Raw genomic sequence first — 12,059 nt, forward strand, 5'->3', positions numbered from 1 at the left:
TTATGAAAAAGATTTTACTGTTATTTTTATTGATTTCGGCAACCGTTTTCGCTCAAGAATCTGACAAAGAATGGAAAAAAGTCATGGCACTTGAAAACGTTGGCAAAATTAAATCTGCCAATAGAGCCGTAAATCGAATTTACAAAAAAGCAGTTTCCAATAAGAATGAAGTAGAAATGATAAAATGCTTTTTTCATACTTCAAAATACCTTTATACTTTAGATGAAGATGCTAAAACGAAAACTTTAGCTAATCTAAAACGCGACATTAATCGAGTATCTGTTCCATCAAAGGCACTTTTAAATCTGGTTTATGCAAAATTTTTGATTCATCATCGCGATTATGGCGATATCGAAACAATGGTTGATAGTGCCGCAGCTGTGGTAGATTACGAAACGACGGAATTGGACACATTGGATGCGAATTCGACAAGCCCTGATTATATTGAGGTTGATTTTAATGTAGAAGACGAAATTACCAAACTTTATAAAAAGACATTAGAAAATGCCTCTATTTTAAAAAACACGCCTTTAAGCAAATATGAAACTATTTTTTACTTTCATGAAAACTCAAAATTTAAAACACAGAGTTTATTTGACTATTTATTAAACGAAAGTATTGAATATTTTTCCTCTCAAATAAAGAGCTGGAAAATTTTAAAATTTGATTTACTTAATTTTGAAGAGGAATTTTTCGGAAATTCTGAAGTCTTTACAAAATTGAATCTCGATTTTGTTACTGAGCTAAACCTTGAATACACCCTAAGGTTATACCAACAGAAAGAAATCAACGATCCTTCTTTAGAAAACCAATTTGAAAGAGCGAAATTCTGTCAGGAAACATTCTTGAACTCAGATGATCGTTTCGAAACCTACATAAATCAAATAGAGAAAGAAGCCAAAGAAAAATCTCTCATCCAGAAAATAAAACTAGAACAGATTTCAATCTTGGTGAGAAAAGCATCCAAAACAGACTATCCAGAAAACAATATTAAAGCCCTTGCTTTGGTTGATGAGATTGTAAAAATTAATGAAAATTCATATCCTGCGAATGATGCTTTGGAAAAAAAATCAGAAATTCTATCCAAATCATTGTCATTGCAACTTGAAGAATTTAATTACCCAAATGAAAATACAAGAGCGTTTATAAACTATCGAAATGTAGAGCGTTTCAAGATTTCCTTTTTTAAAATCAATCTCGCAGAATTAAAAGAATTTAAAACCGGCAGAAGACAAGATAGTTTATTCAAATTAATCACCGCTAGACTACCTGTTGTTTCGCAAAGTTATGACCTTCAAAACAAAAAAGATTACTTTGATTACACAACAGAAGTCTTATTGCCAAAGCTAACAGTTGGAAACTATTTGATTGCTGTCGAAAGTGATTCAGATGCAAAAGATAAGAAAGCCTATACAAGCGATATTATTTGTGTTTCCAATTTTATGGCACTTGCATCTAAACAAAAAGATACCGAAAACTATCAGATTCTGAATCGAAAAACAGGTAAACCTGTTGAAAACGTATTAATAAAATTTAAAGATTCTATTGCTCAAACAGATGCAAAAGGCACTGCTTTTTTTAACAATATTCCTTCTAATCATGATTATTCATTTGTTGAGTTTTTAAAAGACGGCGACTCTTTAATTATTCGGAGAGATTATTATACACGATATAATTCAGAATACAAACCTAATAACCGAACAGATGGAAAAGTAGAATTTTACTTAGACCGTGCTATTTACAGACCGGGTCAGACTGTTTATTATAAAGGTATTGCTTTTCAGAAAAACAAAAATAAAACCAGTGTTGTGCCAAATGGAAAGTTTGAAGTTATTGTTTATGATGCCAATAATCAACGCATAAAAAATATTGAAGTTACGGCCAACGAATTTGGTTCTTTTTCAGGAGAATTTGTACTCCCTAAAAATGGTCTGACTGGGAATTTTAATATTACTGCGGTAAAAGCTAGTATTCCTGCAAACGAACAATCTAAATTATTGTCGTGGAATGAGATAATTTTTAATATTCCAAGTGTCTATTTCAAAGTAGAAGAATACAAACGTCCAAAATTTGAAGTGACTTTTGAACCCAAAAAAGAATCTTTTAAACTTAATCAGATTATTAAGGTTAAAGGAAACGCTAAGGCATTTGCAGGAAGTTCTATTTCTGATGCTGTGGTAAAATACACTGTAATTCGATATACAAATTATTATCTAAGTTATTACCGTGAAGGAAATGAAACCTTGGTCACTGGAGAAACCAAAACTGATGCCTCTGGGAAATTCTCGATTGACTTTACAGCGCTTCCTTCTAAAAACGACAAGAAAAAAGAGTTTCCGGTTTTCAATTATCAAATAGACGCAACTGTTACAGACATAAATGGAGAAACACATACAGCGCAGACCACTGTAAAAATCGGCTATCACGATTTGATCCTGAATGTCGCTGTTCCTCAAAACATAGAAACTAAAGACAAAAACGAAATAACATTATCGAGCACCAATCTCAATGGAGAATTTTTGGCAGCCAAAGGCGAAGTAAAATTGTATTTCTTGAGTTCATTTCCTAATAAATTTAAAAGAAGAATATTTGATCAGCCGGAGATAAAAAGTATTTCAGACGAAGATTTTGAAAAACTATTTCCTTATGAAATCAATAAAAATAACAACGATAAAATTGAAGAAGTCTTGGTGTTTTCCAAAAAGATAGACACTCAAAAAGACAAAAAACTTATTCTAGATTTCATTTCCAACTATAAATCGGGCAATTACAAATTGGCATTTTCTGCCAAAGATAGTTTCAGTAATCCTATCGAAACCACGTCTTACTTTCAAATTAAGCAAAGCGCAGAAAAGTTTTATTGGGGAAGTTTGCTAACGGTTAAAAGAATTAATGACAATCCTAGAAAGGATGGTTTTGTATTGGTAAAAGTGACCTCGCCTATTCCTGACCTTTATATTTTGGCTAATGGAAATTACCAAAGCAGTGTTTTCTTTGAAGACATTTTTCATTTAGAAAATAATGAGACAATAATCAAAATTCCGATAAAGGATGAGTTTGAAAACCAAATAAAATTAGGGTTTCAAAGTATTTTTGAAAATTCAAGTTTTACAGAAACTCTTGATGTAGAACTTAAAGATGTCGATTCAAAATTGGAATGGACCTTTGAAAGTTTCAGAAATAAGATTGAACCTGGAAGTCCGCAAAACTGGTCTTTTAAATTAAACGGAATCAATACAAAAACAGAGGCTGAAGTTCTAGCATCTATGTACAATAGTTCTTTAGACCAATTTATTGTCAAAGATTGGCAGAACCTGAATATTTACCGCAGCAATTACACTAATGTTAGTTTTAAAACCAATCTGGGTTTCGATAAAACTTATATGACTGTAAATAATCTTAACGACTATTTTATTGGTCCCTATTATGAAGATGAAGAAACACAACTAAACTGGTTTGGGTTTAATTTTGAGTATAGTGGTTTTGGTGATTACGCTATGACTTTAGAAGAAATTAAAGCTAAGAAATTAGGATACGAGACGATTAAAGGGGAACCAGACGCTGTTTTGGCTGTTGATGAACCCGTTGGTGCTGGACCAGTGCAAACTTCGGTAGCTGAAGATAATGCTGTTTACAACGCTGCGCCAGCCGATAAGAAAATAGATAAAGTACGTTTTATAAAGCCCGTTATTTCTAAAGGAGGTGATGCTTTGAATAATCCTGAATATTACTTTCAGACTGATAAACTAAAATTTATTCCGGGCAAAAAAATCGTAAGCGGGCTAACCTCAATGGTTGTCAATAAATCAACATTGTATGTAATTGATGGAGACGAGTCATCAGAAAGCGATTTCAACAAAATAAACCCTGAAGATATTCTGTCTATAGATTTTTTAACTGCAGACAAAGCAAAAGTTGCTTATGGAAGCAAAGCTGCAAATGGTGTCATCATTATCACCACAAAAAAAGCAATGGAATTATTGACACAAGTAAAAACCAGAAAAAATCTTTCTGAAACGGCCTTCTTTTTTCCGCATCTAAAAACAGACGAGACCGGAAATGTAAGTTTCAATTTTACATCGCCTGAAGCTTTAACCGCTTGGAAACTGCGTTTGATGGCACATAATAAAGATGCCATTTCGGGTTATCTGGAGAGAAGTGTTGTTACACAAAAAGAATTAATGATCATGCCAAATTTTCCTAGATTTTTCAGAGAAAAAGACGCTATTGTAATCAATGCCAAAATTTCGAATCTTACTGACAAAGCCAAAACCGGAATTGCAATTCTACAGTTTTTTGACGCCTTAACTATGCAGCCAATTGATTCTAAAATGCTTAATGCTAAAAACATCAGAAACTTTACAATGGATGCTTTCGGAAATACAAATGTTAGCTGGAAGATTACTATTCCTGAAGGCCTTCAAGGTGTGCAATATAAAATTGTGGCAAAAGCTGGTAATTTTTCAGACGGTGAAGAAAGCATACTTCCTGTCCTGACCGACAATCTGCTCGTTACAGAAAGCATTCCAATTTGGGTTCGTGAAAATTCAACTAAAGAATATACTTTTCAGAATTTAAAAAACAATAATTCTACGACTTTAAAAAACCATCTGTTTGCATTAGAATATACTGCTAATCCGACTTGGCTTGCCATTCAATCAATTCCTTATTTAATGGAATATGAACATGAATGTGCCGAACAGACTTTTGCTCGTTATTATGGAAATGCACTCGCTTCGGAAATTATTTCAAGCAATCCGAAAATTGCTGCCATTTTTGATGAATGGAGGAAAAATGACAAACCGAATTCTAAACTGGAAGCTAATGAAGAATTAAAATCACTCATTTTAGCTGAAACCCCTTGGCTAAATGACATAAAAAACGAAGACGAGAAAAAGAGAAATCTCGCCATTCTATTTGATTTAGAGAAGATGAAAATATCTCAAGAAGCAGCTCTTCAAAAATTAAAAAGAAAACAACAATCTTCTGGTGCTTTTTCATGGTTTGAAGGCGGATATGAAAACGAATATATGACCCGACATATTCTGGCAGGTATCGGACATTTGCAGAAACTTCAAAGAAACACCAAATCATCTCAATTAGAACAGATTGCATCAAGTGGTATTTCGTTTATCGATTCTAAATTTTTACAATATCATAAAAACAGAACTCAAGGTTTGAAAAAGAGCGATAAATTAACTTGGTACAATCCTTACTCTGACCTACATTATCTTTATACCAGAAGTTTTTATCTAGAAAAATATCCGCTTTCTGATACTTTGAAAAAAGCAACTAAATTGTATTTAGAAACTGCCAAAAAAGAATGGCTTACTTATTCTCTTTACGAAAAAGGGATGACAGCTTTAACGCTAAACCGTTTCGGAGAAAAAGCGGCAGCCAAAACGATTTTAGAAAGCCTAAAAGAAACTTCATCCAACAATGAAGATTGGGGAATGTACTGGATTGCCAACAAATCGGGCTGGTATTGGTACCAAGCTCCAATAGAAACTCAGGCTTTATTGATTGAGGCTTTTGCCGAAATTACAAACGACACAAAATCGGTAGATGCGATGAAAGTCTGGTTGTTAAAAAACAAACAAAACAAAAATTGGCCGACCACAAAATCAACCACCGAGGCCATCTACGCTTTATTAATGCAAGGAACTGATTGGCTTTCTGTAAAAGACAATACCGTTATTAAAGTGGGAGATGAAAAAATTGCAACCAAAAAACTGTCAGAAAACGAAAAAGAAGCTGAAACTGGTTACATCAAAATGATCTGGAAAGCCGATGAAGTAAAGAAAGAAATGGCTTCAATAAGGATTCAGAACAAGTCAAATGTTCCGGGATTTGGAGGTATTTATTGGCAATACTTTGAAGATTGGGATAAAATTAAAAATAATACTGGTGCTGTATTATCCGTTTCTAAAGAATTATACATCAAGACTAAAACCGTAAAAGGAGAGCAGTTGCAAAAAATCACTTCTAAAAACCCTTTAAAAGTCGGAGATTTAGTTACGGTACGCCTTATCATTACTTCAAAAGAAAATACCGAATATGTTCACTTAAAAGACATGCGTGCTTCTTGTTTTGAACCTGTAAATGTTCTCTCGCAATATCAATATGCAGACAGGCTTGGCTATTATATGAGTACTAAAGACGCGGCTACACATTTCTTCTTTGACCAAATTATGAAAGGAACTTATATTTTAGAATACGATATAAGAGTAAATAACAAAGGTGAATTCTCTAACGGAATTACAACCATCGAAAGCATGTATGCGCCTGAATTTACCAGCCATACAAAAGGAATTCAAGTAAAAGTGAATTGATGAAAATTCCAAAAAACGATAATTTAAAAAACCCGACAGGTTAAATCTGTCGGGTTTAATTTTATAAAGAAATTGAGATTATTTTGCAATCGTCAATTCATTGATAATGTTTTTAGCTCCTGCATATTTGTCGATAATCCAAAGTACGTAACGAATATCAACGTTGATAGTTCTTTGTAATTTAGAATCGAAAATTACGTCACCAGCCATTGCTTCGATGTTTCCGTCAAAAGCAATCCCGATCAATTCTCCTTTTCCATTCAAAACTGGCGAACCAGAATTTCCTCCAGTAATATCGTTATCTGTCAAGAAGTTGATTGGCATATAACCCGCTTTATCAGCATACTGACCATAATCTTTTGCTTTGTTCAATTCAAGCAAACGAGCTGGAAGATCAAATTCTGCGTCACCTGCTTTATACTTTTTCACCATGCTTTCCATAGTCGTATAATTGTTGATTTTAGCATCGTTACGAGGATCAGCAGGAAGAGCACGAACTTTTCCGTAAGTAAGTCTTAAAGTTGAGTTTGCATCTGGATACTGAATCGCGTTTAATTTTGATTCTCTCAAACCTTCAACCAATTTGCGGTAAGCAATTGCAAAAGCGTCTTCTGACTTAGCTTGATCGTCTGTTTTAGCACGGTATTTTGTCAATAAATCATTAGAAATAATATACAACGGATCGTGTACAATCGCCAATGGCTTAGGATTAGCCATAAATGCCTGGATTTTTTCTTTAGAAGTAAAATAACTTACTTCAGCAGCTTTTGCAACATCAGTAGTAAAATCACCATTGTTTGCTGCTTTCATTTTAGCAACCTGAGTTGCCAATCCGTATTCTGCGCCTTTTGCAGCATATAAATTTAACTGAGCTGCCAAAATATCTTTTTCAAGTGGCTCGTAAAATTCACCGTAAATATTCTCAATCATTGCATTGATCTTAGGCAACATTTCTGCTTTCTTCGCGTCATTTTCGTTAAAATAAGCAATAAGCGTATTTCCAAGATTTGCAGGGCCTGTTGCATAACTCGATGTACGTAAAAGCTGCATCAGATAATTATCGTGAGTCGCTTTTAGATTGGTTTCTCTATAATATTCGTTGATTGTCGGAATAACATTTTCGTACTTTTCTTTATTAGCTGGTTTTGTTGCCCATTCGTAGAATTTGTCTTCCTGCTCAGCTTTGGCATCTGCAGTTCCAGCTTTTGTAAGCGCATCAATCATTCCCTGACGGTTTTTCCAGTAATTGGCAGTCGATGCATATTTAGAAGCATATTGCAAACGAACAGTAGCATCTTTATCCATATACTTTTTCATTACATCCATTCCGGTTTTGGCACCTTCAACCCATGCCGGATAAGCATATTTTACATTTTGCTCAATTCCTCCAGATGGCATCCAACGGTTAGTTCTTCCAGGATATCCTAAAATCATCGCAAAATCATTTTCTTTAACACCTTTAATGCTTACTGGCAAATAATGCTTCGGTTGCAAAGGCACATTGTCTTTTGAATAAGCAGCTGGATTTCCGTTTTTGTCAGCATATACTCTAAACATAGAGAAATCTCCTGTTTGACGAGGCCACTCCCAGTTGTCTGTATCGCCTCCAAATTTACCAACACTTTCTGGTGGCGTTCCTACTAAACGAACGTCTGTATAATCTTGGTAAACAAAATAGTAATATTCATTTCCTTGAAAGAAAGGACGAACAGAAACGGTATATTTTCCGCCTTCGTTGTTTTCTTTTTCGATCAGGCTAATTTCTTGCTGAATAACTTTGTTTCTTTCTGTTTCTGTCATTTGGTCGTTTACCTTAGACAAGATTCTTTTAGAAACATCATCCATACGAACAAAAAAACGAACGTATAGCGATTTTGGTTTCATTTCGGCACTTTTGTCTTTTGCCCAAAAACCATCTTTAAGATAATTCTGCTCAGCAGTCGAAAGTTCTGCAATTGCATTGTAACCACAGTGGTGATTTGTTAAAACCAAACCTTCTTTAGAAACGATTTCTGCAGTACAACCTCCGTTAAACTGAACAATCGCATCTTTTAAACTGTGATGATTGATGCTGTAAATTTCTTCGGCTGTCAATTGCAAACCCATTTTTTGCATATCCCTGTGATTTAATCTTTCGATAAACATCAGGAACCACATTCCTTCATCTGCTTTTACAGGAAAAGTCAGAAGAGACATGGTTAAGAATAAAACTATTTTTTTCATGTTATTTATTTTAAGTGTTGCGAATATAGCTCATATTTATAATTATTCCACTCAAAACAAATTCAAAATTGCACATGCTTTCGCTTTTTTAGCCTTTTATTAAGAATTTAACACAAAAACAAGACGCGGATTAAACAGATTCGCTATCGCGAAGAAGCAGATTTAGACTGATTTTTTTAAATCTGTGTTTATCCATGGTCTTTACGGAATAATCCGTTGCATCTGCGTTCTTAATGTCATTATTTATGAGTAACAAAAGAAAAAGATGATTTTGTAAAATTCATAATTTGATTAAGCTTCAAAATAGAATTAAAATCTAAATTATAACAATCTTAAAACCTTTAAATTATAAGAAATAAAAAATTATTTTATTAAAACAATAACTTAATTGTAATAATTAACTTTCTTTTAAAAATTATAAATATAAATTATTTCTTACATTAAATAAAAATATAAATTTGCGCTTTCTAATTAAAAAATGAAACAAAAATGAAAAAATTAGTATTTTTATTTGCCTTATTAATTACCACTATTGCAAGCGCGCAAAAAAATTCATTACTAGTAGGAGGAAATGTCGGATTCTCATCAGAAAAAATTGGTGATTCAAAACTATCTGATTTTGAACTTTCTCCTTTAGTTGGGTATCAATTTTCAGAAAAATGGACTGCAGGTCTCCAAGGCTCAATAATGAACGCTAAAGTAACGGGCTTAGAAAATAACGAAAAATATAAAGTTGGAGGTTTTGTTCGTTATTCCGTGTCGCTTTCTGAATTGTTTTCGTTTTATGGAGATTTTGGTGTTGGATATCAAAAAACTTCATTGAACAATGCAAAAGGAATTTATGCGGGATTTGAACCTGGTGTTTATATGGATATAAAAAACGGCTTTTGTTTAAACTTTTCTATTGGAGGAATAAATTACGACAATCTTAACGGCAAAAATGACCTAAGACAAAATCATATAGGTTTTGATTTTGGAAAAACGCTAAATATTGGGATTTCTAAAAACTTCGTATTATAATTTTTTCGATTTAAGTTAAAAAGTAAAAACCCGACAATATAAATTGTCGGGTTTTGTATTTGTATAAAGATGTATTATTCGTTAAGCATTTTCCAAAGTTTATCTTTTAAATCTGTCAAACCTTGTTGTGCTACAGACGAAATAAACATATAAGGAACATCTTTAAAAGTAACATCCAGTTCTGCTTTCAATTCTTCTTTGAGTTCATCGTCGAGCATATCGCATTTTGAGATAACCAAAAGACGTTCTTTATCCAGCATTTCAGGATTATATTTAGTTAATTCGTTAACCAAAATATCATATTCTGCACGAATGTCTGGCGTATCAACTGGAACCAAAAACAGTAAAGTTGAGTTACGCTCAATATGTCTCAGGAAATAATGTCCAAGACCTTTTCCTTCGGCAGCGCCTTCAATAATTCCCGGAATGTCAGCAATTACAAAAGACTGAAAATCTCTGTAAGCTACAATTCCTAAATTTGGTTTTAAAGTGGTAAACGGATAATCGGCAATTTTTGGTTTTGCTGAAGTCAAAACGGATAATAAAGTAGATTTTCCTGCATTTGGGAAACCTACTAAACCAACATCTGCCAAAACTTTCAATTCTAGAATAATGTCCATTTCTACACCAAGCAATCCTGGTTGTGAGTAACGAGGCGTTTGGTTTGTCGAACTTCTAAAATGCCAGTTTCCTAAACCTCCTTTTCCTCCTCTTGCCAAAATTTGTTTTTCTCCGTGCTCTGTAATTTCAAAAAGTGTCTCACCAGTTTCTTTGTCTTTTACAACAGTTCCTAACGGCACTTCAATGATTTTATCATCTCCGTCTGCACCAGTACTGCGATCGCCTCCACCGTCTCCGCCATGACCAGCTTTAATGTGACGTGCAAACTTTAAATGAAATAATGTCCAGAGTCCTTTATTCCCAACTAAATACACATGTCCTCCGCGACCTCCATCTCCTCCGTCCGGACCACCTTTTTCAATAAATTTCTCTCTATGTAAATGCGTAGATCCTTTTCCTCCTTTTCCGGAAGATACATATATCTTTACGTAATCTACAAAATTCCCTTCTGTCATTTTTTCTTGTTTATGTGTAGTTTCATGTTTCAAGTTTCAAGTTAACAAAACGTCAACCAACTTGAAACTTTAAACTTGAAACAAATTTTACTCTTTTAGTGCTTTAACCAGCACTTTATCAATCTTAACTCCGTCCATGTCTACAACTTCTAGTGTAAACTTCTGCCACACCAGTTTTTCGCCTTCTTTTGGAATATGAGAAAGCTCAGTCATAATCATGCCACTTACCGTATTGACATCGTAATCGTTTGTCAATTCATCCAATTCAAAATACGTCAAGAAATCGTGAAGCGAATAATGACCGTCTACCAGCCAAGAACCGTCTTCTCTTTCTACCAACTGAAATTCATCTTTATAAAATTCAGAGGCATCTCCAACTAAAGCTTCTAGGATGTCATTCAAAGTAATTAAACCTTGAAAAACGCCATATTCATCTGAAACCAAAGCGTAATGAACTCCAGTTTTCTTGAAATTCTCTAATGCTTTGTAAGCCGTTGTCTGTTCCATTAAATAAGGCGCATCAGAAACTATTGCTGCCAAATCGAAATTATCTTTTTCGATGCTCGCGAAGATATTCTTAAGTGTAACTACTCCAACAATATCATCGTAATTATCATTATAAACTGGATAAACAGCATGCAGATCCTGAACTACCAATTCTTTAATCTTTTCTTTATCTGCTTTTAACGGCAACATGTCAACCGATTTACGGTGTGTCATTAACGAACTTACTTTTCTATCTCCAATATGGAAAACGCGCTCTACAATATCTTGTTCAATTTCCTGAACTTCTCCAACTTCGGTTCCTTCTTTAATGATGGCTTTAATTTCTTCTTCAGTCACTTTTCCGTCAGCGGTTGGTTTGATCTGAAAAATATTCAACAAGAAATCTGTCGATGTCGTTAATAACCAAATAAACGGCGCTGTAATAATCGAAATCACTTTCATCGGCATTGCTACCATTTTAGCAATGGCTTCGGGATAATTTAATCCGATTCGTTTGGGCAATAATTCTCCTAAAACCAATGAGAAGAAAGTTAAAACTACAACTACAATTCCGACTGCTATGGAATGTGCGTAAGGTTTTAAAACTGCAAAACCTGTCACAAAAACCTCAACATCGGCAGTGATTTTATCTCCAGAATAAATACCCGTCAAAATTCCGATTAAGGTAATTCCGATTTGTACTGTCGATAAAAATTTGTTTGGAGAGTTGGCAAGATCGAGTGCTGTTTTAGCACTTTTATTTCCTTTTTTCGCGGCAGTTTCAAGCCTGTTTTTACGGGCCGAAATCAAAGCGATTTCAGACATGGAGAAAACTCCGTTTAGTAGAATTAGAAAAAATATTATTAGTATTTCCAATTGATAGGGGATTCGTTATAAAATAGTCTCGTTAATGTAATTCGTA

At 33.9% G+C, this 12,059-nt stretch carries 5 protein-coding genes; 2 read left to right on the forward strand and 3 right to left on the reverse strand.

Annotated elements, in window-relative coordinates:
* The first annotated feature begins 2 nt into the window (after positions 1–2).
* The gene (locus ACFFLS_RS18205) at positions 3–6,332 is read left to right on the forward strand and encodes an alpha-2-macroglobulin family protein (RefSeq protein ID WP_379683539.1); all 6,330 of its coding nucleotides are present in this window, start codon (positions 3–5) and stop codon (positions 6,330–6,332) included.
* 78 nt (positions 6,333–6,410) lie between these two features.
* Here the strand turns inward: ACFFLS_RS18205 and ACFFLS_RS18210 are convergent, their stop codons facing one another.
* Positions 6,411–8,555: a S46 family peptidase gene (locus ACFFLS_RS18210; RefSeq protein WP_379683540.1), complete on the reverse strand. Its 2,145-nt coding sequence runs from the start codon at positions 8,553–8,555 to the stop codon at positions 6,411–6,413.
* A 489-nt stretch (positions 8,556–9,044) separates the two neighbouring features.
* On the opposite strand from ACFFLS_RS18210, the gene ACFFLS_RS18215 reads away from it, so the two are divergent.
* Positions 9,045–9,575: an outer membrane beta-barrel protein gene (locus ACFFLS_RS18215; protein ID WP_379683541.1), complete on the forward strand. Its 531-nt coding sequence runs from the start codon at positions 9,045–9,047 to the stop codon at positions 9,573–9,575.
* Positions 9,576–9,649: 74 nt separating this feature from the next.
* Here the strand turns inward: ACFFLS_RS18215 and obgE are convergent, their stop codons facing one another.
* Together obgE and ACFFLS_RS18225 are read right to left on the reverse strand one after the other, a co-directional pair.
* On the reverse strand, positions 9,650–10,651 hold the full coding sequence (gene obgE, locus ACFFLS_RS18220; RefSeq protein WP_379683542.1) for a GTPase ObgE: 1,002 nt from the start codon (positions 10,649–10,651) through the stop codon (positions 9,650–9,652).
* Positions 10,652–10,738: 87 nt separating this feature from the next.
* Positions 10,739–12,013, reverse strand: coding sequence for a hemolysin family protein (locus ACFFLS_RS18225; protein WP_379683543.1), 1,275 nt, complete (start codon positions 12,011–12,013; stop codon positions 10,739–10,741).
* Positions 12,014–12,059: the final 46 nt, after the last annotated feature.

The organism is Flavobacterium procerum (assembly GCF_042431625.1).
In the GTDB taxonomy this organism is placed as follows: domain Bacteria; phylum Bacteroidota; class Bacteroidia; order Flavobacteriales; family Flavobacteriaceae; genus Flavobacterium; species Flavobacterium procerum.

Excerpts from the sequence above, each read along its gene's own strand:
- ACFFLS_RS18205 (WP_379683539.1), top strand. The coding sequence starts at position 3 with ATGAAAAAGATTTTACTGTTATTTTTATTGATTTCGGCAACCGTTTTC.
- ACFFLS_RS18210 (WP_379683540.1), bottom strand. The coding sequence starts at position 8,555 with ATGAAAAAAATAGTTTTATTCTTAACCATGTCTCTTCTGACTTTTCCT.
- ACFFLS_RS18215 (WP_379683541.1), top strand. The coding sequence starts at position 9,045 with ATGAAAAAATTAGTATTTTTATTTGCCTTATTAATTACCACTATTGCA.
- obgE (WP_379683542.1), bottom strand. The coding sequence starts at position 10,651 with ATGACAGAAGGGAATTTTGTAGATTACGTAAAGATATATGTATCTTCC.